This window comes from Limnohabitans sp. (assembly GCF_031539175.1).
In the GTDB taxonomy this organism is placed as follows: domain Bacteria; phylum Pseudomonadota; class Gammaproteobacteria; order Burkholderiales; family Burkholderiaceae_C; genus Limnohabitans.
The window spans coordinates 48,295-75,274 of sequence record NZ_JAVKLQ010000059.1 but is presented as its reverse complement, the minus strand read 5'-3'; the positions used below and the strand labels follow the sequence as shown (position 1 = coordinate 75,274).

General features: G+C 58.0%; 17 protein-coding genes. 7 read left to right on the top strand and 10 right to left on the bottom strand.

Going from position 1 to position 26,980, the window contains the following annotated elements:
* Nucleotide 1 precedes the first annotated feature (1 nt).
* Genes RMS95_RS10785 through dapC form a run of 5 tightly spaced genes read right to left on the bottom strand, consistent with a single transcriptional unit; the run spans nucleotide 2 to nucleotide 6,293 of the window.
* Complete coding sequence (locus RMS95_RS10785) at nucleotides 2-2,071, bottom strand: ATP-binding cassette domain-containing protein (protein WP_310646057.1); 2,070 nt, start codon at nucleotides 2,069-2,071, stop codon at nucleotides 2-4.
* The gene (gene prmB / locus RMS95_RS10780) at nucleotides 2,068-2,964 is read right to left on the bottom strand and encodes a 50S ribosomal protein L3 N(5)-glutamine methyltransferase (RefSeq protein ID WP_310646056.1); all 897 of its coding nucleotides are present in this window, start codon (nucleotides 2,962-2,964) and stop codon (nucleotides 2,068-2,070) included. The genes RMS95_RS10785 and prmB overlap by 4 nt, the downstream gene beginning before the upstream one ends.
* A gap of 8 nt (nucleotides 2,965-2,972) precedes the next feature.
* Nucleotides 2,973-4,151, bottom strand: coding sequence for a succinyl-diaminopimelate desuccinylase (dapE, locus tag RMS95_RS10775; protein ID WP_310646055.1), 1,179 nt, complete (start codon nucleotides 4,149-4,151; stop codon nucleotides 2,973-2,975).
* A gap of 33 nt (nucleotides 4,152-4,184) precedes the next feature.
* Nucleotides 4,185-5,021, bottom strand: coding sequence for a 2,3,4,5-tetrahydropyridine-2,6-dicarboxylate N-succinyltransferase (gene dapD / locus RMS95_RS10770; protein ID WP_310646053.1), 837 nt, complete (start codon nucleotides 5,019-5,021; stop codon nucleotides 4,185-4,187).
* Between the two features lie 36 nt (nucleotides 5,022-5,057).
* Nucleotides 5,058-6,293, bottom strand: coding sequence for a succinyldiaminopimelate transaminase (gene dapC, locus RMS95_RS10765; RefSeq protein WP_310646051.1), 1,236 nt, complete (start codon nucleotides 6,291-6,293; stop codon nucleotides 5,058-5,060).
* Between the two features lie 67 nt (nucleotides 6,294-6,360).
* On the opposite strand from dapC, the gene RMS95_RS10760 reads away from it, so the two are divergent.
* Genes RMS95_RS10760 through def form a run of 5 tightly spaced genes read left to right on the top strand, consistent with a single transcriptional unit; the run spans nucleotide 6,361 to nucleotide 14,292 of the window.
* Nucleotides 6,361-6,696, top strand: a complete 336-nt coding sequence (locus RMS95_RS10760; RefSeq protein WP_310646049.1) for a hypothetical protein — start codon at nucleotides 6,361-6,363, stop codon at nucleotides 6,694-6,696.
* A 28-nt stretch (nucleotides 6,697-6,724) separates the two neighbouring features.
* Complete coding sequence (gene smc, locus RMS95_RS10755; RefSeq protein WP_310646047.1) at nucleotides 6,725-10,240, top strand: chromosome segregation protein SMC; 3,516 nt, start codon at nucleotides 6,725-6,727, stop codon at nucleotides 10,238-10,240.
* 16 nt (nucleotides 10,241-10,256) lie between these two features.
* A complete protein-coding gene (locus RMS95_RS10750) occupies nucleotides 10,257-11,573 on the top strand; it encodes a cell division protein ZipA C-terminal FtsZ-binding domain-containing protein (protein WP_310646046.1) in 1,317 nt (438 codons plus the stop codon).
* A 14-nt stretch (nucleotides 11,574-11,587) separates the two neighbouring features.
* Nucleotides 11,588-13,744 (top strand): NAD-dependent DNA ligase LigA, encoded by a 2,157-nt coding sequence (ligA, locus tag RMS95_RS10745; RefSeq protein ID WP_310646044.1) that lies wholly within the window; start codon nucleotides 11,588-11,590, stop codon nucleotides 13,742-13,744.
* Between the two features lie 11 nt (nucleotides 13,745-13,755).
* Nucleotides 13,756-14,292: a peptide deformylase gene (gene def / locus RMS95_RS10740; RefSeq protein WP_310646042.1), complete on the top strand. Its 537-nt coding sequence runs from the start codon at nucleotides 13,756-13,758 to the stop codon at nucleotides 14,290-14,292.
* 45 nt (nucleotides 14,293-14,337) lie between these two features.
* Here def and RMS95_RS10735 read toward each other — a convergent pair whose 3' ends face one another.
* A complete protein-coding gene (locus RMS95_RS10735; protein WP_310646040.1) occupies nucleotides 14,338-16,938 on the bottom strand; it encodes a [protein-PII] uridylyltransferase in 2,601 nt (866 codons plus the stop codon).
* Between the two features lie 9 nt (nucleotides 16,939-16,947).
* On the bottom strand, nucleotides 16,948-17,760 hold the full coding sequence (map, locus tag RMS95_RS10730) for a type I methionyl aminopeptidase (RefSeq protein ID WP_310646038.1): 813 nt from the start codon (nucleotides 17,758-17,760) through the stop codon (nucleotides 16,948-16,950).
* A 156-nt stretch (nucleotides 17,761-17,916) separates the two neighbouring features.
* Here map and purL point away from each other — a divergent pair, with 156 nt between their 5' ends.
* Nucleotides 17,917-21,969, top strand: a complete 4,053-nt coding sequence (gene purL, locus RMS95_RS10725; protein WP_310646036.1) for a phosphoribosylformylglycinamidine synthase — start codon at nucleotides 17,917-17,919, stop codon at nucleotides 21,967-21,969.
* A gap of 445 nt (nucleotides 21,970-22,414) precedes the next feature.
* Complete coding sequence (locus RMS95_RS10720; protein ID WP_310646034.1) at nucleotides 22,415-23,617, top strand: response regulator; 1,203 nt, start codon at nucleotides 22,415-22,417, stop codon at nucleotides 23,615-23,617.
* Nucleotides 23,618-23,650: 33 nt separating this feature from the next.
* Here RMS95_RS10720 and RMS95_RS10715 read toward each other — a convergent pair whose 3' ends face one another.
* From RMS95_RS10715 to RMS95_RS10705, 3 genes are all read right to left on the bottom strand, one after another.
* Nucleotides 23,651-23,875: a hypothetical protein gene (locus tag RMS95_RS10715; protein WP_310646032.1), complete on the bottom strand. Its 225-nt coding sequence runs from the start codon at nucleotides 23,873-23,875 to the stop codon at nucleotides 23,651-23,653.
* 27 nt (nucleotides 23,876-23,902) lie between these two features.
* Nucleotides 23,903-24,841: a dihydrodipicolinate synthase family protein gene (locus RMS95_RS10710; RefSeq protein WP_310646031.1), complete on the bottom strand. Its 939-nt coding sequence runs from the start codon at nucleotides 24,839-24,841 to the stop codon at nucleotides 23,903-23,905.
* A gap of 90 nt (nucleotides 24,842-24,931) precedes the next feature.
* Nucleotides 24,932-26,947: a U32 family peptidase gene (locus tag RMS95_RS10705; protein ID WP_310646030.1), complete on the bottom strand. Its 2,016-nt coding sequence runs from the start codon at nucleotides 26,945-26,947 to the stop codon at nucleotides 24,932-24,934.
* Nucleotides 26,948-26,980 lie beyond the last annotated feature (33 nt).

The following is a 26,980-nucleotide window of genomic DNA, read 5'->3' as shown; positions in this document are numbered from 1 at the left end:
CTTAAGCCATGGCGGCTTCAATCGCGTCCATCGCCTCAGTCAGCTCTAGCCAACGCAGCTCTAACTGAGCCAGTTCATCTTCTACCGCTTTGAGGCGTTTGCCTGCTTCAGCGATGTCGGCGGGGGGCAAGGGCGTGGCAAGTTTGTCGTGCAGAGCGGTCTTCTCTGACTCCAGCGTGGCCATGGTTTTTTCCACGCCATCCAACTCTTTTTTCAACGGGCGTTTTTTCTCGTTGATGTCTTTGCGCAGTTGCGCGTCTTCTTTGCGTTGGTCGCGAGAGGCGATAGGTGCAGCTGCCTTCGCCGCAGGCGAATTCGTGTTCACCACGGGCGGAGCAGCTTGCACGACAGGTGTTGCCACTTCAGCCACAGGCGCAACAACAGCAGGCTTGAGCACCGCCGCATTGGCAGCCGCCACAGCCTCAGCACGCAAGCGTTTGCCTTCGTCGAGCAGGTAGCGTTGGTAGTCGTCCAAGTCGCCGTCAAAGGGCTCGACGCCACCGCGTGACACCATCCAGAACTCGTCACACACGGCACGCAACAACGCACGGTCGTGGCTGACCAGCATCACGGTACCTTCAAATTCGTTCAGTGCCATGCTCAGCGCTTCGCGGGTGGCCAAGTCCAAGTGGTTGGTGGGCTCGTCCATCAGCAAGAGGTTGGGGCGTTGCCACACCAACATGCACAGCACGAGTCGGGCTTTTTCGCCACCGCTCATGCTGCCCACGGCTTGTTTGACCATGTCGCCGCCAAAGTTGAACTGGCCCAAGAAGCTGCGCAAGTCTTGCTCGCGGGTGGCTTGGCCGGCCAGTTTGCCGTCGTTGGTGAGCTTTTTCGCCAACGCAATCATGTGGTCGAGCGGGTTGTCTGCGGGGTGCAACACGTCGAGTTCTTGCTGCGCAAAGTAGCCGATGTTCAGGCCTTTGCCTTCGGTCACTTCGCCGCCCAAAGCGCCCAAGTCACGCGCAATGGTTTTCACCAGCGTGGATTTACCTTGGCCGTTGGCACCCAAGATGCCGATGCGCTGGCCCGCCAGCACCGATCGGCTGACGTTGTGCACGATGACCGTGGGTGGTGTGCCCGCAGGCGCGTCAGCAGGGGCAGTGTAGCCCACGCTCACGCCTTGCATGCTCAACATGGGGTTGGGCAAGTTGGCGGGTTCTTTGAATTCGAAGCTGAAGTCGGCCTCGGCCAACAAAGGCGCAATTTTTTCCATGCGGTCCAAAGCCTTGACGCGGCTTTGCGCTTGCTTGGCTTTGCTGGCCTTGGCCTTGAAGCGCGCAATGAACTTTTGCAAATGCGCAATCTTGTCTTGCTGTTTGGCAAACGCGTTTTGTTGGAGCTCCATTTGCTCGGCGCGCATGTCTTCAAACTTGCTGTAGTTGCCGCCGTAGCGCACCAATTTGCCCGCGTCGATGTGCAGGGTGACGTTGGTCACCGCATCCAAAAATTCGCGGTCATGGCTGATGACGACCATCGTGCCTTCGTAGCGCTTGAGCCAAGCTTCGAGCCACACCAAAGCGTCCAAGTCCAAGTGGTTGGTGGGCTCATCGAGCAGCAGCAAGTCAGACGGGCACATCAGCGCACGCGCCAATTGCAAGCGCATGCGCCAACCGCCTGAGAAGCTGTTCACAGGGTTGTCGAGCTCGGTCGTTTTAAAGCCCAGCCCGAGGATGAGCGCTTGTGCGCGGGATTGCGCATCGTGCTCGCCTGCGTCGTACAAGGCCATGTAGGCGTTGCCCAAACGCTCTCCGTCGTCGGTGGTTTCTGCGGCTTTGACTTCGGCGCGTGCATCGTTCAAGACGGTGTCACCTTCAATCACGAACTCGGTCGCGCTTTGCTCGGTCTCTGGCATGTCTTGGGACACTTGGCCCATACGCCATTGCGTGGGAATGTAAAACTCGCCTGTGTCTTCTTGCAAGTTGCCGTTGAGCAACGCGAACAGCGAAGATTTTCCTGCGCCGTTGCGGCCCACCAAGCCTACTTTTTCACCGGGGTTGAGGGTGACGGTGGCGCCTTCGAGCAACACCTTGGCACAGCGGCGCAAGGTGACATTTTTAATCGTGATCATTGAGTATTTGCGCCTTCAGCAATTGCTTGGCGTGTGAGGAGTAAGACCTGGTCGTCACCAGCACTGGTCGATAGCCACACGACATCTAAATGGGGAAAGGCTGCTTCAAAGTAATCGCGTTCGTGGCCAATTTCTAAAACCAGAACCGCGTGTTCGCTCATGTGTGCTGGGGCGTCGCGCAGCATTTGGCGAATAAAGTCCATGCCGTCATCACCACCAGCCAAAGCGAGCGCGGGCTCAGCCTTGAACTCGGCAGGCAACTCAGACATGCTTTGTGCGTTCACATAAGGTGGGTTGCACAAGATGAGGTCAAAGACGCCATCGGCTTTGGCTAAACCATCCGATTCGGCAAGCGTCATGCGGCCTTCAAGGCCGTGGCGTTCGATGTTGATCTGGGCCACAGCCAAAGCGTCTTTGGACAAGTCCAAGCCCTGTACCGTGATGTCAGGGAAGGCGAGTGCCGCCAAGATGCCGAGGCTGCCATTGCCGGTGCAGAGGTCGAGCACGCGCGTGGTGTTGGGGTCGAGCCAAGGGTCGATGCTGCCTTCGGCCAACACTTCGGCAATGAGCGAGCGCGGCACGATGGCGCGTTCGTCGATGTAGAACGACACACCTTGCAACCACGCCTCTTGCGTGAGGTAAGCCGCAGGCTTGCGGCTGGCAATGCGGTGCTCAATGAAAGCATGCACGCTGGCCACTTGGGTGGCGGGCAATTCGAGGTTGTGCACGTCGTCCGACACATCGGTGTCAAGTGGCAAACCCAGCTTCCACAGCACCAGCCAGGCAGCTTCGTCGGCGGCGTTGGTGGTGCCGTGGCCAAAGCTCAAATTGCCTGCGGTGTGGGCAGCATCAAGCTGCTGCGCGCTCTGTGCGATGAGCGCGCTAAGTGTCATGGATGGGTTCATTGTGCGGACGTGTTGGCCTGTGAGGCCAAGCCGTGCAGCTGTTCCAGCACACGGCGGTAAATGTTTTTCAGGGGATCCAAATCAGCCACGGCCACAAATTCGTTGATCTTGTGGATGGTGGCATTGGGTGGGCCAAGTTCAATGACTTGCGGGCAGACTTGTGCGATGAAGCGCCCGTCGCTGGTGCCACCCGTGGTGGACAGTTCGGTGTCAAGGCCGGTTTCGTCGTAAATGGCGCGTTGCACGGCTCCGACCAAGTCACCAGGCGTGGTGAGGAAGGGCAGTCCGCCAACGGTCCACTTGAGGTCGAAGTCCAAGCTGTGTTTTTGCAGTACGGCTGTGAGGCGCTGTTGCAGTTGCTCAGGCGTGGATTCGGTGCAAAAGCGGAAATTAAAGTCCACCACGCATTCGCCGGGAATCACGTTGCTCGCACCCGTGCCTGCGTGGATGTTGCTCACTTGCCAGCTGGTGGGTGGGAAGAAATCGTTGCCTCGGTCCCATTCAATCGCCACCAACTCTGCCAATGCAGGGCTGAGCAAATGGATGGGGTTTTTGGCGAGTTGCGGGTAGGCAATGTGGCCTTGGACGCCTTTGACATTGAGCTTGCCGCTCATCGTGCCGCGTCGGCCGTTTTTGATCATGTCGCCGGTGCGTTCCACCGAGGTGGGCTCGCCCACGATGCACCAGTCGAGTTTTTCGCCACGTGCTGTCAGGGCTTCGCAAACCTTCGCCGTGCCATCTAACGCCGGGCCTTCTTCATCGCTGGTGAGCAAGAAGGCGATGTTGATGTTGGCATCCGCTTGGGCGGCAGCAAACTCTTCACAAGCCACCACCATAGCCGCCAGTGACGCTTTCATGTCGCTGGCACCGCGACCAAACAATTTGCCGTCACGGTGGGTGGGGGTGAAGGGGTCGCTGGTCCATTGGTCAATGGGGCCGGTGGGCACCACGTCGGTATGGCCTGCAAACACCAGTGTTTTGGCGTTTGCCTGCTTGCTGCGCAGAACAGCCCACAGGTTGCTCACGCGAAAGGTGTCTGGCCCGCTGTCGATGCGCTCGCACTCAAAACCCAAAGGCGCAAGCCTTGTGGTGATGATGTCCAAACAGCCCGCGTCCTCGGGGGTGACCGAAGGGCGCGAAATGAGTTGCTCGGTGAGCTGGAGGGTGCGAGACATCGAAAGGGCCTGATAGACAGATAAGGCGTGAAATTAATCGCGCAACAAGTCGTTGATGCTGGTCTTCGAGCGTGTTTGTGCGTCCACGCGTTTGACGATGATCGCAGCGTACATGCTGTAAGGTGCACCATTCGCAGCGACTTTAGGGATGTTGCCGCTGACCACGACGGAACCGCTAGGCACGCGACCGTAGCTGATTTCGCCAGTGGCACGGTCGAACAACGGTGTGCTTTGGCCGATGTACACGCCCATGCCCAACACCGAGTTTTCTTCGACGATGACGCCTTCGACCACTTCAGAACGTGCGCCAATGAAGCAGTTGTCTTCAATGATGGTGGGGTTGGCTTGCAAAGGCTCCAACACGCCGCCCAAGCCCACGCCACCAGACAGGTGCACGTTTTTGCCCACTTGTGCGCATGAACCCACGGTGGCCCATGTGTCAACCATGGTGCCTGAATCAACATAAGCGCCGATGTTCACGTAAGAGGGCATCAAAATCGCGCCAGAGGCGATAAAGCTGCCACGACGTGCCACAGCAGGCGGCACCACGCGCACGCCAGTTGCTTTGAGTTCTTCTTCTGTCATCTGGCCAAACTTGGTGTCGACTTTGTCGTAGAAGGCCAAGTCGCCTGATTTCATGATGCGGTTGTCTTTCAAACGGAACGACAACAGCACTGCTTTTTTGATCCATTGGTGAACTGTCCATTGGCCCACGGCTTCACGGGTCGCCACGCGCAAGCGGCCCGCATCTAATTCAGAAATCACATGGTCGACTGCGTCGCTCACTTCGTGCGAAACGTTTGCGCCATTGATGTTGGCACGGTTGTCCCAAGCGTTGTCGATGATGTGTTGCAGTTGGTGTTGAGCCATGGTTGTCTTCTCTTCTTCGTTGAAATGAAATGAAATTTAGGAAAGGGCGTTTTTGACAAATGCCACGATACGTTGCGCTGCTTCGACGCACTCAGCAGTTTCAGCCACCAAGGCCATGCGAATTCGACCAGCCCCGGGGTTAAAGCCTGCGCCGCCGTCCACGCCAGCGCCTTCACGCGCCAAGTAGCTACCGGGCAAAACTGTCACATTGTATTGAGCCAATAGTTCGCGCGCGAAGGCGACATCGTCGCCACCCGGGACCGCCGCCCAGAGGTAAAAACCAGCGTCTGGCAAGCGTACATCCATGACTTCTGCCAACAGAGGGGTAACAGCCGCAAACTTTTGGCGGTATTGCTCACGATTGGCCACCACATGGGCCTCGTCGTCCCACGCGGCGATGCTGGCGGCTTGCACCATGCCGCTCATGGCCGAGCCGTGGTAGGTGCGGTAGAGCAAAAATTGTTTCAAGATGTTGGCATCGCCCGCCACAAAACCACTGCGCATACCCGGTACATTGCTGCGCTTGGACAGGCTGGTGAACGCCACCAAGTTTTTAAAGTCGGACCGGCCCAGCTTGGCGGCGGCTTCTAAGCCCCCCAAAGGGGCTTCTTCGCGGAAATAAATCTCGCTGTAGCACTCGTCGCTGGCAATGACGAAGCCGTATTGATCGCTCAAAGCAAAGAGTTTTTCCCAATCGGCCATGGGCATCACCGCGCCCGTGGGGTTGCCGGGTGAGCACACGAACAGCAATTGGGTCTTGGCCCACACGTCGGCTGGCACCTTGTCCCAATTGACGTTGAAATTCAAGGCAGGGTCGCTGGGCGCGTAATAGGGCTTCGCCCCCGCCAACAGCGCGGCACCTTCGTAGATTTGATAAAACGGGTTGGGGCAGACCACCACGGCCTCAAGGCGGTTCCCGTTCTTGTCCAGCTTGGTCGGGTCAATCACTGTTTGCGCGAAGGCAAACAAAGCCTCGCGAGAGCCGTTCACGGGCAACACTTGGGTGGCCGCGTCGATCGTTAAACCATAGCGGCGTTGCACCCAAGCCGCACAAGACGCGCGCAGAGCGGGCAAACCTGCGGTGGCGGGGTAGGCCGCCAGCGCATCGGTAGCGTGGCTCAATGCGTCGAGCACCAAGCGTGGCGTGGCGTGACGCGGCTCACCAATACCTAGGCTGATGGGCGCAAAGGCTGGGTTGGGGGTGATGGGGGCAAAAAGTTGCTTCAGCCGCTCGAAAGGATAGGGCTGTAGACTTAAAAGCAAGGGGTTCATGGCTGCTATTATCCCCGCGCTAGACGCACGTCTTGCCCCATTGATTTGAACACTTTAATTATTTGCCATGCTCCTCGATCTAAACCGCGCCAAAGAGTTTGCCTTTGACCCAGAACAGCTCCGCGAGTTGATGATGACGTTTGAACAAAGCTTGGGCCAAGAAATGGCCATCATTGATGCGGCTTTGGTCGCGCAAGAGGCGTTGAAAGTGGAGCATGCCTTGCACGCCCTCAAGGGCTTCATGCCTTTGTTCACGGGCGAATCTTTGGCGCAAGGTATGACCGATTTGTACCAAACGAGCCGCCAGGAAGCGCTGGATCGCGTCCGCGGCCAGTACCTCGCTTTGAAGCCTGATTTGTTGGCCTTGCAAGCAGAGGTGCGTACTTGGCTCGCCGCTTTATGATCGACCCTCTGCAACAAGAGGTTTTTCGGTGCGTCTGAATTCAATTAAGTTATCGGGTTTCAAGTCCTTCGCTGAACCGACCAATTTTCTGCTGCCTGGCCAATTGGTCGGGGTGGTGGGCCCCAATGGCTGCGGTAAATCGAACATCATGGATGCGGTGCGCTGGGTGCTGGGCGAAAGCAAAGCCAGTGAGTTGCGTGGCGAGTCCATGCAAGACGTCATTTTCAATGGCACCACCACCCGCAAAGCGGCCAGCCGCTCGAGCGTGGAATTGGTGTTTGACAACGCCGACCACCGTGCTGGCGGCCAATGGAGCCAGTTTCCCGAGATTGCGGTCAAGCGTGTGCTGACCCGTGACGGCGGCTCGAGCTACTTCATCAACAACCAACCCGTGCGTCGTCGTGACGTGCAAGACGTGTTTTTGGGCACGGGCTTGGGACCACGCGCCTACGCCATCATTGGTCAGGGCACGATCAGCCGCATCATTGAATCGCGCCCTGAAGAGCTGCGTTTGTTCTTGGAAGAGGCCGCTGGCGTTTCTAAATACAAAGAGCGTCGTCGCGAAACCGAAAACCGCTTGAGCGACACCCGCGAGAACTTGACCCGCGTCGAAGACATCTTGCGCGAGTTGAACGCGAACCTCGAAAAGCTCGAAAAACAGGCCGAAGTGGCCCAGCGTTATCACGCCCTGCAAGGTGATGTCACGCTCAAGCAGCACCAGCTGTGGTTCTTGCGCCGCGCCGAAGCCGAGGCGGACCAATTGGGCTTGAAAACCCAAGCTGACAAGGCCGTGAACGACCTGGAGTCGCGCATTGCCGATTTGCGCCACATCGAAGCCGACCTTGAAACCGTTCGCCAAGCCCACTACGCGGCGAGCGATCAGGTGAACCAAGCCCAAGGGGCGTTGTACGAAGCCAGCGCCGAAGTGGGGCGCTTGGAAGCAGAAATTCGTTTTGTGGTGGAAGGCCGCCAGCGCGCCGAAGCCCGTTTGGTGCAAATCAAAGAGCAAACGACGCACTGGGCTGCACAGTCCGAAACAGCGCATCAAGAAATTGAAAACTTGGCCGCCGCCGCCATGGACGGTGAAGAGCGCGCTGTCATGCTCGCCGCCCAAGTTGAAGAGCAGGCCATGCAGCTGCCCGATTTGGAAGAAGCTGTGCGCACCGCCCAACAGCGCAGCAACGAACAGCGCGCCGCCGTGGCGCAGGTGCAGCAGCAAATTCAGGTGCTGGCCGCGGACCAACGCAACATTGAAGAGCAAAGCCGCCAACTCAACAGCCGCCACGAGCGCTTGAGTGCCGACCGCAACGCCTTGGCCTCGCCCGATGAGGTGCGTTTGGTGAACCTGCAAGAACAGTTGCAAGACGCCCAAGCCACCGCCGAAATTACGGCGGCTCAACTTGAAGAGTTGCAAGCCCATGTGCCGCAGCTCGACGAAGCCCGCCGCACCGCACAGCAAGCCGTCAACACGGAGCAAGCCAAACAGGCCGATATTTCCGCCCGTTTGGAGGCCCTGAAGGCTTTGCAAGAAAAAGTGCAAACCGACGACAAACTCAAACCTTGGCTGGCCAAGCATGGGTTGGACGGTTTGCAAGCGTTGTGGAGCCGCATTCACATCGATGCAGGCTGGGAAAACGCCTTAGAAGCTGCGTTGCGCGAGCGCATGGCTTCTTTGGAAGTCAGTCGCTTGGACATCGTGCGTGCGTTCCAAACCGATGCACCGCCCGCCAAATTGGCGTTTTACACACCGCCCATCGCCTCAGTGCCTGGCAGCGCCAGTGCGTTGCCGCGCTTGTCTGACTTGCTGCGTTTGAACGACGCAGGCCTTCAAGCGTTGCTGACGGACTGGCTGAGTGGCTGTTTCACTGCCCCGAATCTGGACGAGGCATTGGCCAAACGCGCCAGTTTGCAGCCCGGCCAAGTGATCTATGTGCCCAGTGGCCATGCCATCAGCGCCCACAGCGTCACGTTTTACGCGCAAGACAGCGCCCAATCGGGCCTGCTGGCCCGTGCGCAAGAGATCGAAAACCTCGACAAAAGCACGAAAGCACAGGCCTTCATCAGCGACGAAGCACGCCACAACTTGGTGCGTGCCGAGGCTGCTTACAGCGAGTCGTCGCAGCGCTTGGTCAGCATCCGCGCCGAGGCCACGGCGGCCCAAGCGCGTGCCCACAAATTGCAGGTCGAAACCTTGCGCCTCACGCAATTGGCCGAGCAAACCCGCGCCCGCAGCGCTCAGTTGAGCGGCGATTTGGCCGAGGTGGAAGCCCAATTGGCCGACTTGCAAGAGCGCCGCGTGAACGCCGAAGGTCGTTTTGAAGAGCTGGACATGCAATTGGCCGACAGCCAAGAGCGTCACGCCCAGCTCGACGATGCCGTCATCAACGCCGAGCGCCGCCTGAACGACAGCCGCGAACAACAACGCAGCTTAGAGCGTCAAGCCCAAGAAGCGCAGTTCTCGCAACGCAGCTTGGCAACCCGCGAGGCCGAGCTCAAGCGCATCATCGACACCGCCACGCAGCAAGCCGCCTCGGTGGCCGCCGAAGAAGCGCGTGTGCAAGAAGACCTCACCCGCTTGACCGATGCGGCCGCACAAGCCGGCCTGCAAAACGCCTTGAACGTGAAGATGGAGCGCGAAGCCGCCTTGGGCGCCAAGCGCAGCGAATACGACGACCTCACCACCAAGCTGCGGGCCAGCGATGAGCGCCGTTTGCAGTTGGAGCGTGAGTTGGAGCCTTTGCGCCAACGCATCACCGACTTCCAGTTGAAAGAACAAGCCGCGCGTTTGGGTTTAGAGCAATACAGCCAGCTGCTGGCCGATGCCCAAGCCGATCTCGAGGCTGTGGGTGCGTCCATCCAAGCCAACAACGTGCGTTTGAGCGGTCTGCAAGGCGAGATTGACCGCTTGAACCGCGACATCACCGCCTTGGGCGCCGTCAACTTGGCCGCCTTGGACGAGTTGGCCATAGCCAGCGAGCGCAAGGTGTTCTTGGACTCGCAAACCAAAGACTTGACCGACGCCATGAACACGCTGGAAGACGCCATTCGCAAAATCGATGGCGAAACCCGCGAGCTGCTGGGTGGCACGTTCAAGATCGTCAACGAGCACTTTGGCCGCATGTTCCCCGAGTTGTTCGGGGGCGGTAATGCCCGTTTGGTGATGACCGGTGAAGAAATTTTGGACTCTGGCGTGCAGGTGATGGCCCAGCCTCCCGGCAAGAAAAACCAAACCATTCATTTGCTGTCCGGCGGTGAAAAAGCGTTGACCGCGATTGCGTTGGTGTTTGCCATCTTCCAACTCAACCCAGCGCCGTTTTGTTTGCTGGACGAGGTGGATGCGCCGTTGGATGACGCCAACACCGAGCGTTATGCCAAACTGGTGTCGAGCATGTCCAAAGAGACACAATTCCTCTTTATTTCACACAACAAAATTGCCATGGAAATGGCAGAACAACTCATCGGCGTGACCATGCAGGAACAAGGCGTTTCTCGCATCGTGGCCGTTGACATGGAGTCGGCCGTGTCTATGGTCGAACCCGTTTGAACCTTTAAGCATCAGCATGAGCACACTTCAAATTGGTTTAGCAATCGCAGGCGGCGTGGTGCTGGCTGGCGTGGTCGCGCACAGCACCTGGACCTCGCGTAAAAACAAACCACGCCAAGCCCAGCCACAGCCGCAAGACCCTGTTGACAGCAACACAGCGGCCACGACGGCCCCTGCCAACGACCGCGCGCAAGAGCCCTCGTTTGACGCACCTGCCGCCAACACTTACCCATCGCCGGTCTATGAGCGCGCGTCGGACACGCACGCCAGCGCATTCACCGAACCCACCTTGGATCCCGTCAGTGACATGGCCCGCACCATGATGCAAGAGGCCACCTTGCACGCCCTGCGCGTGCCTGACGAAGCCGAATTGGCCCGCACAGCCAAGGTCCAAGCCAACACGGCGTCATTGGCATCGCCTGCCGCGCAACAAAACCGCCCCAATCTAGAGCCCATGATCGACAAAGTCATGGATGGCGGCGCAGCCCCTGCGATGCTGCAGCCCGAAAAACGCCCCAATCTGGATGGGCTGATCGACCTGATTGCAGCCATTGACATCGACCACCCTGTGTCAGGCGAAGCCGCCATGGCCGCGTTGCCCGCCACCCGACGTGTGGGCAGCAAGTTGTTCAGCGTCGAGGGCTTGAACGCCGAAACCGGTGTCTGGGAAGTCCCCTGCAGTGGCCAGCGCTACAGCACCTTCCAAACCGGTGTGCAATTGGCCAACCGCACGGGCGCGTTGAACGAAATTGAGTTTTCAGAATTCGTCTTGAAAACACAAGCCTTTGCCGATGGTATCAATGGCGCCCCTGAGTTTCCAGACATGCTCGAGGTGGTGGCGCGCGCCCGCGAACTCGATGGGTTTGCCAGCGCCCATGACGCGCAACTGAGCTTCACCTTGAAAGCCGTCAAAGCCGCATGGAGCCCAGGCTATGTGCAACAAAACGCCGCGCGTTTGGGGTTTGTACCCGGCGTCATTCCCGGGCGCATGGTGGTGCCTGCCGCCACCGCGGGCTTGCCGCCCATTTTGGGGCTGGTGTTTGACACCCAAGCCGCCATGTCGGAAGACCCCGCGCAATCGGCGATTCGCGAAATCACTTTGTCGCTGGACGTGCCTCAGGTCGACCGCGCCGAAGAGCCCTTTGCCCGCATGATCCAAACTGCCCTCGAACTCGCCCGCGAGATGGACGGCGCCGTCACCGATGACAACGGCCAGCCCCTGTCCGAACCCGCGGTGGGCGCGATTGCCCGTGACTTGATGGCGCTCTACAACACCTTGGATGCGCGTGATTTGTCGGCTGGCTCGCCGCAAGCGCGCCGTTTGTTCAGCTAATTGGGTTGTTCAGCATGACGACCGCTGACTTGTTTGGCAGCGACTTTGCTGCCGACCCGAATCCCCCGAAGCCAAACCCTGCCACCGACTTGGCCGCCAAAGCGGCCACGTTGCGTGCGCAGCTGCATCACCACGGCCACCTGTACTACGTGTTGGACGCGCCCACGCTGCCCGACGCCGAATACGACCGCTTATTCCGCGAACTGCAAGCGCTTGAAGCCGCGCACCCCGAACTGATCACCGCCGATTCACCCACGCAGCGCGTGGGTGGCAAAACGTTGGATGTGTTTGCCAGCGTGCGCCATGTCGTGCCCATGTTGAGCATTCGCACCGAAACAGATACCGAGGCCACCGGGGCTGAAAACTTCGACACCCGCATTCGCAAAGAGTTGGCCCTGACCGATGCGGACCCGCTGGTCGAGTACGTGGCCGAGTTGAAGTTTGACGGTTTGGCCATGAGCCTGCGCTACGAAAACGGCGTGCTGGTGCAAGCGGCCACGCGTGGCGATGGCGAAATGGGGGAAGACGTCACACAAAACATTCGCACCATTGGCCAAATTCCGCTGCGCTTGCCCGACAGCGCGCCCAAGGTGCTTGAAGTGCGTGGCGAGGTCTACATGGCCCGAGGCGACTTTGAGGCCCTGAACGAGCGCCAACGTGCCCGCATAGCGGCAGGCGAAAAGGGCGAAAAAACCTTTGTGAATCCACGCAATGCGGCCGCAGGTGCGGTGCGTCAGCTGGACCCCAACATCGCCGCGCAACGACCTTTGAGCTTCTTTGCCTACGGCTTGGGCGACATCACGCCCGAGGCCGATGGCGGCCCCACCTTTGCCACGCATTACGCGTTGCTGATGACACTCAAAGCTTGGGGCTTTCCTGTGGCCGAGCAAACCGCTTGCGTGCAAGGTGCCGCAGGTTTGGTCGGTTTTCATCAGCGCATGGGCCAAGCCCGTGATGCGCTGCCCTACGACATTGACGGGGTGGTCTACAAAGTGAACCGCCTCGATTGGCAGCGTCAATTGGGCTTCGTCACCCGCGAACCGCGCTGGGCTGTGGCGCACAAATACCCCGCGCAAGAAGAACTCACCACCGTTCTCGCCATTGAGGTGCAAGTCGGGCGCACGGGCAAACTCACGCCCGTGGCCAAGCTCGCGCCTGTGTTTGTGGGCGGCGTGACCGTCACCAACGCCACCCTGCACAACGAAGACGAAGCCCGCCGCAAAGATGTGCGGGTCGGCGACACCGTGGTGGTGCGCCGCGCGGGCGATGTGATTCCCGAAGTGGTGTCTGTCATTGCCGAAAAGCGTTTGCATGAAGCGCAAATCTTCACCATGCCGCATGTGTGCCCCGTCTGCGGCAGCGCGGCCGTGCGCGAAGAGGGCGAAGCCGATTACCGCTGTACGGGAGGCTTGTTTTGCAGCGCACAGCGCAAAGAGGCCATCCTGCACTTTGCCCATCGCCGCGCGGTGGAGATTGAAGACTTGGGGGACAAACTGGTCGAGCAGTTGGTCGACGCCGGTGTGATTCACACCTTGCCCGACATTTACCGCTTGGACTTCAACGCCTTGGTGTCGCTGGACCGCATGGCCGAAAAGTCAGCCAACAACGTGTTGCTGAGTATCGAAAAATCGAAACACACCACCTTGCCGCGCTTTGTCTTCGGGCTCGGCATTCGCCATGTGGGTGAGGCCACCGCCAAAGCCTTGGCACGGCACTTTGGCAACATCGACGCCATCATGGACGCCACGCTGGACCAGCTGTTGCAAGTGGCCGATGTCGGACCCATCGTGGCGCAAAGCATCCGCACTTTCTTTGATCAACCCCACAACCGAGAGGTGGTGGCGCAACTGCGAGCCTACGGTGTGCATTGGGAAGAGGGCGCGCCCACCGCGGGTGCCAGCTTGCCCTTGGCAGGCCAAACTTTTGTGCTGACCGGCACCTTGCCCACCCTCAGCCGAGACGAGGCCAAAGACATGCTCGAAGCCTTGGGTGCCAAAGTGGCGGGCAGCGTGAGTAAGAAAACCCACTGCGTGGTCGCAGGCGCTGAGGCGGGCAGTAAGCTCGAAAAAGCGCAAGCCTTGGGCGTACCGGTGTTGGACGAAGCGGGCTTGTTGGCCTTGGTCGCCTCTCACGCAGGCAGAGCGGCTGACGCCGTGCCAGCGCCCGAATAAAGGACACACACATGGCCGTTCGTGACATCTTAAAAATGGGCGACCCGCGTTTGCTGCGCGTGGCGCAACCCGTGACCGCCTTCAACACGCCAGCGCTGCATGCCTTGCTGCAAGACCTCGACGACACCATGATCGCGGCCAACGGCGCGGGCTTGGCGGCGCCGCAAATGGGTGTGGATTTGCAAGTGGTGGTGTTTGGCTCAGGCGAGGTCAACCCACGTTACCCCGATGCGCCTGTGGTGCCGTACACCGTGCTGATCAACCCCTTGCTGACGCCCTTGGGTGACGAGGAAGAAGAGGGCTGGGAAGGCTGTTTGTCCGTGCCGGGCCTAAGAGCTGTGGTACCTCGTTTTAAACGTTTGCGCTACCAAGGTTTTGACCCATTGGGCAACCCGATTGATCGCACGGTGGAAGGCTTTCATGCTCGGGTGGTGCAGCACGAATGCGACCACCTCATTGGCGTGCTTTATCCCATGCGGGTGCGCGATTTTTCGCGTTTTGGGTACACAGATGTGTTGTTCCCAGGGCTCGATGACACGGACGATTGACCGCTAAGCGCATAAAAAACGGGGCTTTCTAAGCCCCGTTCTTGTTTACGCCTGCAACGCGGCCAACAGCTCTGTTTCAATCTCTAGCTGTGCTTTGTTTTGTTGAAGCACAGCGCCGTCGATCAAGAACGTGTCTTCCACGCGCTCGCCCAAGGTGCTGATTTTGGCCAGCAACAAGTTCACTTTGTGGTTTGCCAAAACCCTCGCAACGCTGTAGAGCAAACCCACACGGTCGCTGGCCGAAATGCTGAGCACCCACTTTTGCGCGCGCTCATCCGGTTGCAACGACACACGCGGCGCGATGGGGAAGCTTTTCACGCGGCGCGACACGCGGCCACGGCCCACGGCTGGCAAAGGCTTGGCAAGCTCCAAGGTTTCGGTCAACCCCGTTTCCACCATGTTGATGAGGTCGCGGTAGTGCTCTTGCGTCAAAGAGGTCACGACTTGGAAGGTGTCGAGCGCGTAGCCGTTGGTGGCAGTGTGCACTTTGGCATCCAAGATGTTGAAGCCCGCTTGGTCGAAGTAGCCGCAAATTCGGGCAAACAAATCGGCTTGGTCGGGCGAATACACCATCACCTGCAAGCCTTCGCCGACAGGCGATAAGCGGGCGCGCACGGTCACGCCCATGGTTCGATCTTCTTTTTTGGCCGTGAACAAACCACGCGACAACTGGCGCGTGTGCCATGCAATGTCGGTGGCGTCGTGGCGCATGAAGTAGCCCACATCCAAGGTACTCCACAAATCTTTGTGGGCCTCAAAAGGCAATGCGTAGAGCGCCAACATGGTGAGTGCCTCACGTTTGCGCGCTTCGACCTCGGCATCGGCATCGGGGGCGCGGCCGCCCAAAGCACGCAAGGTGTAGCGGTACAGGTCTTCGAGTAACTTGCCTTTCCACGCATTCCACACTTTGGGGCTGGTGCCGCGAATGTCGGCCACGGTCAACAGATACAACGCGGTCAAGTTGCGCTCGTTGCCTACGCGCTGGGCAAAGGCTTGGATGATGTCGGTGTCGCTCAAATCTTGTTTTTGTGCGATGTGGCTCATGCTCAAGTGCTCGCCCACCAAGAACTCGATCAGCTGTGCGTCGGCTTTGTCGATGCTGTGGTCGCGGCAGAACTTACGCACTTCACCCCGTCCGAGTTGCGAATGGTCGCCGCCACGGCCTTTGGCGATGTCGTGGAACAAAGCAGCGGCAAACAAAATCCAAGGCTTGTCCCAGCCCGCCGCCAATTGCGAGCAAAACGGGTATTCGTGGGCGTGTTCGGCCATGAAGAAGCGGCGCACATTGCGCAGCACCATCAAGATGTGTTGGTCGACGGTGTAGACGTGAAACAGGTCATGCTGCATTTGCCCCACGATGCGTCGGAAGGCCCACAAATACCGGCCCAGCACGGAGGTTTGGTTCATCAAACGCATGGCGTGCGTCATGCCACTGGGCGCTTGCAAGATGCGCATGAACATGGCGCGGTTGATCGGGTCGGCGCGGAATTTGCCATCCATCACGCTGCGTGCGTTGTACAGCGCGCGCAAGGTGCGGGCCGACAAACCGTTGATGCCCACTGTCGACTCGTACAACCAGAAGGTTTCCAAAATAGCGTGGGGTTCGCACTGATACAGGTCGTCGCTGGTGACTTCGAGCATGCCGGCCTTGTCGGCAAAGCGTTCGTTGATCAGGCGCGGTTCGTGGCCAGAGGGGTGAATGCGCTCTTCAATGTTGAGCAACAAGATTTGATTCAGCTGCGTCACCGCTTTGGCCGCCCAGTAATAGCGCTTCATCAGCGCTTCACTGGCCACACGGGCGTTCAAACTGCCGTCTTCTTCCAGACCCAGCCCCAAGCTTTTCGCCACGGCGTGTTGCAGGTCAAACACCAAGCGGTCTTCACGACGCTTCGCGGCCAAATGCAAGCGGGTGCGGATGAGGGCCAATGTGTCTTCGTTGCGTTTGAGTTGACGGGCCTCAAAAGGCGTGGCCAAGCCTTTGCGCGCCAATTCGTCCCAACTGTTGCCTAAGCCTGCCGCTTTGGCCACCCACAAAATGACTTGCAAATCGCGCAAGCCACCGGGTGACTCTTTGGCGTTGGGTTCGAGCGAATAGGGCGTGTTTTCAAACTTGGTGTGGCGCTGACGCAGCTCCAAGGTCTTGGCCACAAAGAAAGCCTGTGGGTCCATGGCTTGCTCAAAACGGGTTTGAAACGTCTTGAACAAGTCGGCGCTGCCCACAATCAAACGCGCTTCCAGCAAGGACGTTTGCACCGTGATGTCCGCCGACGACTCGTGGATGCACTCGTCCACGTTGCGCACGCTGGAGCCGATTTCCAAGCCTGTGTCCCAGCAACTGCCGATGAACGCTTCGATCTTGGTTTTGAGCCCCTCGTCCTGCTCGGGCGACACGCCTTCGGGCAACAGCAGCAGCACATCCACATCCGAGTAGGGATACAACTCACCACGGCCATAGCCGCCTACGGCAGCCAGGCAGAGCGAGTTGTCGAAACCTGCGTTGAGCCAGAGTTTGCGCAGTGTGTCGTCGGTCAAGCTGCAGAGCTTGTGCAGCAAACCACGGACGCTGCGGGTGGCGGTGGAGCGGTTGGACGCGTCGAGCAGCAAAGCAGCCTTGTCCTTCCTGTAAAGGTTAGCCAAGGCGTTCATAGCGTTTTTTTAGCAGCAGGTGGTGGTGACGAATTCGGGCAGGGCGGGGCTGCCGTCGGAGAGGGTCAACACCTCGTAGCCAGTTTCGGTGACGAGGATGGTGTGTTCCCATTGGGCCGACAAGGAGTGGTCGCGCGTGACGATGGTCCAGCCATCGCCCAGCTCTTTGATGTCTTTTTTGCCTGCGTTGATCATGGGCTCGATGGTGAAGGTCATGCCGGCTTGCAGCGTTTCGCCAGTGCCCGCTTTGCCGTAGTGAAGCACTTGCGGTTCTTCGTGGAAGACTTGGCCGATCCCGTGGCCACAAAATTCGCGCACCACCGAGAAGCCGTGGCCTTCTGCAAAACGCTGAATCGCAAAGCCAATGTCGCCCAAACGCGCACCGGGCTTGACCCTGACAATGCCGTGCCACATGGCTTCGTAGGTCAATTTGGATAAACGCTTGGCCGCAATGGACACATCGCCCACCGAGAACATGCGGCTGGTGTCGCCGTGCCAGCCGTCTTTGATGACGGTGATGTCGATGTTGACCGTGTCACCTTTTTTCAGTGGCTTGTCATTGGGAATGCCGTGGCACACCTGATGGTTGATCGAGGTGCAAATCGACTTGGGGTAGGGGTTGTCACCGCTGGGGTTGTAGTTCAGCGGCGCGGGGATGGCCTGCTGAACTTGCGTGATGAAGTCGTAGCACAGCTTGTCGAGCTGGTTGGTCGTCACGCCCGGCACCACGTGCGGGGTGATGAAATCGAGAACTTCGGAGGCCAGTTTGCCCGCGATACGCATGCCTTGTGCGCCTTGGGCGTCTTTGATGGAGATGGTCATGAGTGTGATTATCCCATTCACGCAACAACACCTTGTTCCATGTAGATATTGTGTACAAATGTGCCGCGCCAGACACGTAAAATCTTGTCTTTGCCGACCAGCCCCAGTCAGCGGCCCGGCTCGAACCGATTCCCGTCTTTTTCTCAAGGCTCCCTCGTGTCCCTGCACCTCAGCATTTTCGAAGGCGGCAACGCCCTCAGCAATTTCCGTGTTCAACAGCTTTTGCCACGTTTGGCGGCCATTTCTCCCCAAATCAAAGGCTTGAGCGCACGTTTTGTGCATGTGTCGGCCAGTGACGCGGCCTTGAGTGCGGAACAGCAAAACACATTGGCTGCCTTGTTGACCTACGGCGAGCCTGCCCACGGTTTGCAACAAGGCACTTTGCTGGTCGTTACACCACGTTTTGGCACAGTGTCGCCTTGGGCTTCAAAGGCGACTGACATTGCGCACAACTGCGGTTTGCAGCTCAAGCGCATTGAGCGCATCACCGAGTTCCACATCCAACTCAAAGACGGCTTGCTGAGCAAAGCCACGCTCACACCTGAGCAGTTGATGGCGGTCGCCGATGTGTTGCACGACCGCATGACCGAGTCTGTCATGCGCACACGCGACGAGGCGCTGGGCTTGTTCACCGAACTGCACCCCGCACCCATGGAACAAGTGGACGTGCTCCAAGGCGGCGAGGCCGCTTTGCACGACGCCAACACCCGTTGGGGCTTGGCCTTGGCCGAGGACGAGATTGCGTATTTGGTGAATGCCTTCACGCAGCTCAAGCGCAACCCCACCGATGTAGAGCTGATGATGTTCGCGCAAGCCAACAGCGAGCACTGCCGCCACAAGATTTTCAATGCCGAGTTCACCATTGACGGCGAAGCGCAATCGCACAGCCTGTTTGGCATGATTCGCCACACTGAAAAAACCAGCCCGCAATACACGGTAGTGGCGTATTCGGACAACGCCTCCATCATGGAAGGTCACAAAGTCGAGCGCTTTTTAGCCACCAACAATGGCAAAGACCTGCCTCAGTACAGCAAAGTATCAGCCACCAACCATGTGTTGATGAAGGTCGAAACCCACAACCACCCCACCGCCATTTCGCCATACCCCGGTGCCTCTACCGGCAATGGCGGTGAGATTCGCGACGAGGGCGCAACAGGCCGAGGCTCCAAGCCCAAAGCCGGTATGTCTGGCTTCACCGTGTCGAAGCTGTGGGACAGCCAACTGGGCCGCCCCTCGCACATGGCCAGCCCTTTGCAAATCATGACCGAAGGCCCCTTGGGCGGCGCCGCGTTCAACAACGAGTTTGGCCGTCCCAACCTGACTGGCTACTTCCGAGAGTATGAGCAAGACGTGGCTGGCGTGACACGCGGTTACCACAAGCCCATCATGATTGCGGGTGGCTTGGGCGTGATTGACAGCGAACAAACCAAGAAGATCGAGTTCCCCGCAGGCAGCTTGTTGATTCAACTCGGTGGCCCTGGCATGCGTATTGGCATGGGCGGCAGCGCCGCCAGCTCGATGGCCAGCGGCACGAACGCGGCAGAGCTGGACTTTGACTCGGTGCAACGCGGCAACCCCGAGATTGAGCGCCGTGCGCAAGAGGTGATCAACCATTGTTGGGCGCAAGGCGCGGCCAACCCCATCCTCGCCATTCACGATGTGGGCGCGGGCGGTTTGTCCAACGCGTTTCCAGAACTCACCAACGACGCAGGCCGTGGCGCACGCTTTGATTTGCGCGCTGTGCCTCTCGAAGAGTCGGGCTTGGCCCCTAAAGAAATTTGGTCCAACGAAAGCCAAGAGCGTTATGTGATGGCCATTGCGCCAGAGTCGCTGGAGCAATTCAAAGCCTTCTGCGAGCGCGAGCGTTGCCCGTTTGCAGTGGTGGGCGTGGCCACCGAAGAGCGCCACTTGACCGTTGCCAATGAAGATGCAACGTTGGCACACCACTTAAGCGCCCCCACGGGGGGCAGCGAATCACACGAAGTGGGGAGCGTGGGGGTGGCAGTCAACATGCCCATGAACGTGCTGCTGGGCAAACCACCCAAGATGCACCGCGATGTCACACGCGTAGCACGCACCAGCGCCCCGATGGACTTGACTGGCGTGAGCTTGCAAGAGTCAGTCATCAACGTGCTGAGCCACCCCACGGTGGCCAGCAAACGCTTCCTCATCACCATTGGCGACCGCGCCGTGGGTGGCCTGACGCATCGCGACCAAATGGTCGGCCCGTGGCAAGTGCCAGTGGCTGACGTTGCCGTGACCTTGGCCGACTACCAAAGCTTCGCCGGTGAAGCCATGAGCATGGGCGAACGCACACCGCTCGCGTCACTCGACGCACCCGCCTCAGGCCGCATGGCTGTGGCTGAAGCCATCACCAACTTGTTGGCTGCGCCGTTTGAATTGTCTCGCGTCAAGCTCAGCGCCAACTGGATGGCCGCTTGCGGCGAAGCCGGTGAAGACGCTGCGCTCTACGACACCGTCAAAGCTGTCGGTCTTGAGCTGTGCCCAGCTTTGGGCATTTCCATTCCCGTGGGCAAAGACAGTTTGTCTATGCGCACGCAGTGGAGCGAAAACGGCGACACCAAAAAAGTGACCTCGCCTGTGAGCTTGATCATCAGCGCGTTTGCGTCCATCCCCGATGTGCGTGGCACGCTCACGCCGCAGCTCAACAACATCGAAGACACCACCTTGGTCTTGGTGCAATTAGGCGAGGGCAAGCGCCGCATGGCAGGCAGCATCTTGGGCCAAGTGCTGAACCAAGCAGGCGACCAAGTGCCAGACCTCGACGATGCGCAAGACTTGGTCAAGCTCGTCAATGCCGTCAACGCCTTGCGCGCGCAAGGAAAAATTTTGGCGTACCACGACCGCAGCGATGGCGGCTTGATGGCGGCCGTGTGCGAAATGGCCTTCGCAGGCCAAGTGGGCGTGGCGCTGAATGTAGACATGCTCATCACCGAAGGCGACGGCATCAACGACAGCCGTGCCGAATATGGCGACACCAAGAACTGGGCCTCACAGGTGAGCGCACGCCGCGAAGAACTGACGCTAAAAGCCTTGTTCAACGAAGAGCTGGGCGTGGTGCTGCAAGTGCGCACGTCGGAGCGTAACGAGGTGATGCAAACCCTGCGCGAGCATGGCTTGTCCAAGCACAGCCACTTTGTTGGCAAAACGCGTCCCGCATCGGCGGCGTTAGACCATGGCAAAGGCGCCATCAGCGTGTGGCGCGACACCAAAGAAGTCTTCACCGCCAAGCTGGCCGACCTGCATCAAGTGTGGGACAGCGTGAGCTGGAAGATTTGCCAACAGCGCGACAACCCTGCATGCGCTGACGCAGAACATGCTGCCGCTGGCAACCTCACCGACCCCGGTATGCATGTGCATTTGCCAGCCGGTATCACCGACAACGTGGCCGCACCCTTCATCAACGTGGCCGCCAAACCCAAAGTGGCCGTGCTGCGCGAGCAGGGCGTCAACTCACACATCGAGATGGCCTACGCCTTTGCCGAAGCCGGTTTTGACGCGTATGACGTGCACATGACCGACCTGCAAACCGGCCGCGCCAAGCTGCAAGACTTCAAAGGCTTGGTGGCGTGCGGTGGCTTTAGCTACGGCGACACCTTGGGTGCCGGCATCGGCTGGGCACGCAGCATCACGTTCAACCCCCTGTTGTCTGAGCAAATGCAGCAGTTCTTTGCACGCACCGACACCTTTGGTTTGGGCGTGTGTAACGGCTGTCAGATGTTTGCCGAGTTGGCCGACATCATTCCTGGCGCTGAACACTGGCCTCGCTTCACCACCAACCAAAGCGAGCGCTTTGAAGCGCGCCTCTCGATGGTGGAAGTGTTGGAATCGCCCTCTTTGTTTTTCGCGGGTATGGCCGGTGCGCGTTTGCCCATCGCTGTGGCACACGGCGAAGGCTTTGCCAACTTCCAAACACGCGGCAATGCAGCCCTAGTGTTGCCCGCCATGCGCTTTGTGGACAACCACGGCGCAGCGACCGAAGCCTATCCGTTCAACCCCAACGGCAGTGCAGGTGGCTTGACCGCTGTCACCACCGCCGATGGTCGCTTCACCGCCATGATGCCGCACCCCGAACGCGTGTTCCGCAACGTGCAAATGAGCTGGACAGACTTGGCTGCTTCGGGTGGCATTGACGCGTTCAGCCCTTGGATGCGCATGTGGCGCAATGCGCGCAAGTGGGTTAATTGATAAATTCATTAGGAAATATCAGCCTCAAAGATTAATGCTTTACGTCAATAATTATTAATACATAAGTTGACTTAAATCAATTAAAATTCAACCTTTCCCAACATGGATGGCGAGAGGTATCAATTTGAAACAACACTGTCTAAACATCAAGGCAAATATTGACAAATTGATGGCGTCGTTTAGGCTTCAGCCCGGCGAGGCATTGGGACACCCTCGTTTCCTGTGGGGCTTACCTCTGATCGCATTGGCTTGGCTATTGGTCCTGGGTGTCATCACCAGCATGCAGCTGACGTTGACGGGTGAACTGATACACGCCAACGCGTCCGCCACACAACTTCACCTAGCGCCTCGGATCTGGACTTTGGGAATGTGCCAGCTGCTGCTCTGGGGCATAGCGATTTGGGCATTGTTGGCAAACCAACGGCAGCAAGCACAGGCTTACGCGATGCAAACGCGTAACTACGAAGATCAACTCAAGGCAACGCACCAAGCCGAGTCGAGCAACCGAGGGAAAAGTCAGTTCCTCGCCAACATGAGCTATGAGTTGCGAACACCATTTAATGCCATGTTGGGCATGCTGAGTTTGTTGGACAAAACCCAACTCGATCCACAGCAACAAGATCTGATCGAAACGACCAAAAACAGCGCCGAACATTTGCTGCGTTTGCTGAACGACATTTTGGAAGTGTCGGCCTTGGAAGCAGGTCAGCTCAATATTCATTCCGAGCCGGTGGATATGGCGGCCTTGCTTCAGGATGTTTTCCGACTCATGCGCTGCATGGCTAACCAAAAAAACTTGGCGTTTTATTTAGAGGGCGATGTGCACACGCCGCAATGGGTCGCCACGGCGCCCACACGCGTGCGGCAAATTTTGTACAAACTGCTCAGCAACGCCATCCAGTACACGGAGTCGGGCAGCATTCACATCGAGGCACGTGTCAAGCTGCATGACAAACGCATGCATTGGACCATCGACGTCAAAGACACCGGCATCGGCATGAGCGCTGAAACCATGCATGGCTTGTTTCAGCACATGCCTTCGGGCGATATGGGTTTGAATCGTTCAGGTCTGGGTTTAGAAATATCGCGCGCTTTGGCCCGACTGATGGGCGGCGACTTGACCGTGACCAGCCGTTTAGGCCATGGCTCGTGCTTCTGTTTTGAATTGGTCATGTTGCAAGCTGCGCCCCCCAAACCACAGGCGTCGCCATTGGTGCCGATTTTGGTCGCTCACCAGCCGATCCGCTCTGATTTACAGCCTCAAGAGCCGCTTCAGGTGTTGGTGGCCGAAGACCACCCGATCAACCGCAAAGTGGTTGGCATGCTCTTGCAAACCATGGGGCACCAAGTGACGTTTGCGGAGGATGGACTGAAAGCCTTGGATTTGGCCCGTTCACAAGACTTTGACGTTGTGCTGATGGACATTCACATGCCAGAGATGGACGGACTGACCAGCACGCGCCACATTCGCGAATTACCCACGCCACGCTCGCAAGTGCCTATCGTGGCGCTGACGGCTGACGTGATGAATGATGCCGAACAACGTGCGATGGATGCGGGCATGAATGCCTTCCTTGCCAAACCGCTGCGCAAAGCACAACTAGAAGCCGTTTTGGGCCGCGCTTGTAAGCGACAGCCGCTCCTTTGATAAATGGCGTAAATCCTGAATCTGCAAATTCAATCAATATGACTTCGTCAATCGGGTTTCCATGAGTTGGATTTTTGCGCTGGCAGCTTTGATTTCGTTTTGAACCAAACGTCTCATTTCTGACATGGCTCCGGATCGGTTTTGATAGTTCTGGAACATCTGACAGTTCGCGGGATGCAAGGCCACGAAGTCTTCATGCGACATGACTTCGAGCCTGTTGTTGCGCTCGATGACGTACCAGCTATTTGAAAAGTCCATGCGGCATCCTTTTGGGGCTTTTAAACATCACTCTTCAGACGTGTTCAGATTAAAGGCCTTCATGGCTTTATTGAAATATTCACGCGAGGCCAAGGGGAGCTCACCCAGAGGCGGTCTTGATCTTGCCCAATCCGCATCACGGTAAATGATGGACAGTATGAACTTCATCGCGAGGGTGCTGGGGTATTTACCCAGCAAAGTGACCAACTCTTGCACCCGTTCATCGCCTTGTTTGACTTTCAAGCCCGGAACGCTGTGCGCCTGTGTTTGAGAAGCCGATGTGCTCATGCCAATGATGACGCGCGGCAAAAGATTGGCCAACGGCGAGACAACGCCGCGTGACTTCAGAAGCTTGTGGTTCATTTCATGGGTGGAAGAAATGTCCACTTTGTCACCAAACGACTTCAACAGATCAAGCGTGTGCGTGGGGTTGGCCCCCTCATCAATCATGCCGACGATGTGGTTGGGATGTTTGCGTAGCAAATCTTCAATGACCGCATCGGGCATGCTTATTTTTTGAGCATTCAGAAGCAAATACAAGCGCCAGTTCGGTTGGTTCACGCGTCCAATGAGCTGATCAACGTAGTCGATCAAACCTTGCTCACTGATCTCTTGTTCATAAGACGGCGGCATCACTGTGACGCCATGGATTTCATGCTGGAGCGCCTGCTGGATCAACTTGAGTGAGTCGTTCATGTTGGTGCAACTGGCACTCAGCATGATGGCGTTTGCAGGAATACCTTGGGCGATCAAATATGCAAGCGCCGTGAGTTTTTCATCCACATCAAACAAAGACCCCTCGCCCATTTCTCCAAACAACAAGACACCGTGCACGCCTTTGGCAAAAAGTGTTCGAATGTGTGAATTCAACCGGATCAGGTCAATGTTCAAGTCTGCTTTCAAGGGGGTGGGAACGCTGGCCCAAACCCCTGAAAATGCATGGCTTTCGTGTGAGATGGTGGTCATGAAATCATCATGTCAGCCAAATACTACCTTGTAACTAGCAAATACCCTTGAAGTTACTTTGATTGATTTATTGCTGAAATACCAAAGCCTTCAGCCCGTCACCTTGGCGATTGGACGCGTTTTGAAGAACGTCATCGGCATTTCGGTCATCTCTTTCACACGCTGATTGAGCACCGACTTTTTCATCTTGCCCACCACATGCATCTCACAGGGCTTGCAGTCAAAACGCAGGGTGAGTTTTTCGCTGCCGTTGATGAGCATCAGAGGCTCAGCCTTCACGGTGCCTTGCACACCGGTGACGCCTTTGGCTTGTTTGGGGCACAAGCTCATGCTGAAGCGCACGCAGTGTTTGGTGATCATCAAGCTGGCTTCGCCCAACTCTTCGTGGCTTTCGTACGCAGCCTCAATCACTTTCACGCCATGCTTGGCGTAGAAGTCGTGTGCTTTTTGGTTGTAGACGTTGGCCAAATAAGTGAGCGAATCTTCGGGGTAGTTCACAGGTGGCTCAACGGCGGCTGCACGTAGAGGCCGTTGATAGGCGGCCAAGCGCGCTTGTTCCAACTGATCAACGGCATCACGTCGCAGCGCGTTCAGAGAAGAGGCTGGCACAAACCAAGGCTGGCTGAGGGTGAGTTGCAGATTCAACACGTCAAAGGCCGTGGCGCCAAATTTGCGCAAGTGCTCACGCAAACTGGCATCGTTGCGCACCGCGTCTTTGGCGAGTTCTTTTGGACAGGTGAGGGTGGCTGTTGCCGTGTGACCATCTTCATCGGTCAGACTCAGCGCAAAGCCTTGGGGTGTTTCAGAAAACGCCAGCCAGACGCCCATGCGGCGCTCGCTGGAGGTTTTCTCTAAGCCACGCACCCAGTCCATGTCGCGGTTGCGGTTGATGACCATGCCTGCGCGCAAATCGCGAAAGCCTTCGATGGGGTCTTTGGGAAACAAGCGCCAGACGCCTTTTTTGGCGGTGGCTTCAGCACGGTTGATGGCCACACCCACCAGCTCTTTTTGCAGGTCGTAGTAGCACAAGCCGTCACCGTTGTGCAGCACAGCGGCTTTATCGTAGGGCTGCACTTCGAGCCAGTTGGGCCCGGTGCCCATGACTTCACCCAACACGATGCCCGGGTTCTTGGGCGAGTCAAACGCGCCAATGTCTTCTTTGCGGCCTTGCACAAAGTAGTCGGTGAATTCGCGGTTGAAGTTTTGCTCGGGGTTGGGTGTGAAGTAGAGCGTGGTGTTGCCGCTGGATGCGCGGCTGAGCGGTGGGCGCTCGGGGTCTGTTGAATATTGACGCGCTTCAATCAGCTCGTCCATCAACACGCGGTAGTGCGCGGTGATGTTCTTCACATAGGCCATGTCTTTGTACCGGCCTTCGATTTTGAAGCTGCGCACACCCGCATCCACCAAGGCGGCTAAGTTCTCGCTTTGGTTGTTGTCTTTCATCGAGAGCACATGCTTGTCGTGGGCGATGAAGCGGCCTTGTGCATCGGTGACGTGATAGGGCAGGCGGCAGGCTTGGCTGCAGTCACCTCGGTTGGCACTGCGCCCTGTGTGCGCATGGCTGATGAAGCATTGGCCGCTGTAGGCCACGCACAACGCGCCGTGCACAAAGAACTCTAAGTTGCAGCGTTCAGCATCGAGCACGTCGTGAATGGCTTTGATTTGCGGCAGCGTCAACTCACGCGCCAACACAATTTGCGAAAAGCCAACGTCTTGCAAGAAGCGCGCTTTCTCGGGAGTGCGAATGTCGGTTTGTGTGCTGGCGTGCAACTGAATGGGAGGCAAATCCAGCTCTAACAAACCCATGTCTTGCAAGATCAGCACATCGGCGCCTGCGTGGTACACGTCCCACGCCATGTTGCGGGCGGCTTCTAATTCATCGTCACGCAGAATCGTGTTGAGGGTGATGAAGATTTTGCTGTTGAATCGGTGCGCTTCTTTGCACAAGCGTTCGATGTCTTGCAGCGTGTTGGTGGCGCTGGCTCGTGCACCAAAGGCGGGGGCGCCAATGTAGACCGCATCTGCGCCGTGGTGAAGTGCGGCAATGCCAATGTCGGCATCACGTGCGGGGGCAAGCAGTTCGAGTTGGTGGTTGAGCAAAGACATGGCGTGAATTATCTAAAAAAACAAAAGCGGCCC

Bases quoted from the DNA above. Each gene is read 5' to 3' on its own strand.
- dapD (WP_310646053.1), bottom strand. From the start codon at position 5,021: ATGGCTCAACACCAACTGCAACACATCATCGACAACGCTTGGGACAAC.
- RMS95_RS10720 (WP_310646034.1), top strand. From the start codon at position 22,415: ATGCAAACGCGTAACTACGAAGATCAACTCAAGGCAACGCACCAAGCC.
- RMS95_RS10785 (WP_310646057.1), bottom strand. From the start codon at position 2,071: ATGATCACGATTAAAAATGTCACCTTGCGCCGCTGTGCCAAGGTGTTG.
- dapE (WP_310646055.1), bottom strand. From the start codon at position 4,151: ATGTCTCGCACCCTCCAGCTCACCGAGCAACTCATTTCGCGCCCTTCG.
- map (WP_310646038.1), bottom strand. From the start codon at position 17,760: ATGACCATCTCCATCAAAGACGCCCAAGGCGCACAAGGCATGCGTATC.
- prmB (WP_310646056.1), bottom strand. From the start codon at position 2,964: ATGACACTTAGCGCGCTCATCGCACAGAGCGCGCAGCAGCTTGATGCT.
- RMS95_RS10710 (WP_310646031.1), bottom strand. From the start codon at position 24,841: ATGACCACCATCTCACACGAAAGCCATGCATTTTCAGGGGTTTGGGCC.
- def (WP_310646042.1), top strand. From the start codon at position 13,756: ATGGCCGTTCGTGACATCTTAAAAATGGGCGACCCGCGTTTGCTGCGC.
- RMS95_RS10750 (WP_310646046.1), top strand. From the start codon at position 10,257: ATGAGCACACTTCAAATTGGTTTAGCAATCGCAGGCGGCGTGGTGCTG.
- RMS95_RS10705 (WP_310646030.1), bottom strand. From the start codon at position 26,947: ATGTCTTTGCTCAACCACCAACTCGAACTGCTTGCCCCCGCACGTGAT.
- RMS95_RS10735 (WP_310646040.1), bottom strand. From the start codon at position 16,938: ATGAACGCCTTGGCTAACCTTTACAGGAAGGACAAGGCTGCTTTGCTG.
- dapC (WP_310646051.1), bottom strand. From the start codon at position 6,293: ATGAACCCCTTGCTTTTAAGTCTACAGCCCTATCCTTTCGAGCGGCTG.
- ligA (WP_310646044.1), top strand. From the start codon at position 11,588: ATGACGACCGCTGACTTGTTTGGCAGCGACTTTGCTGCCGACCCGAAT.
- RMS95_RS10715 (WP_310646032.1), bottom strand. From the start codon at position 23,875: ATGGACTTTTCAAATAGCTGGTACGTCATCGAGCGCAACAACAGGCTC.
- RMS95_RS10760 (WP_310646049.1), top strand. From the start codon at position 6,361: ATGCTCCTCGATCTAAACCGCGCCAAAGAGTTTGCCTTTGACCCAGAA.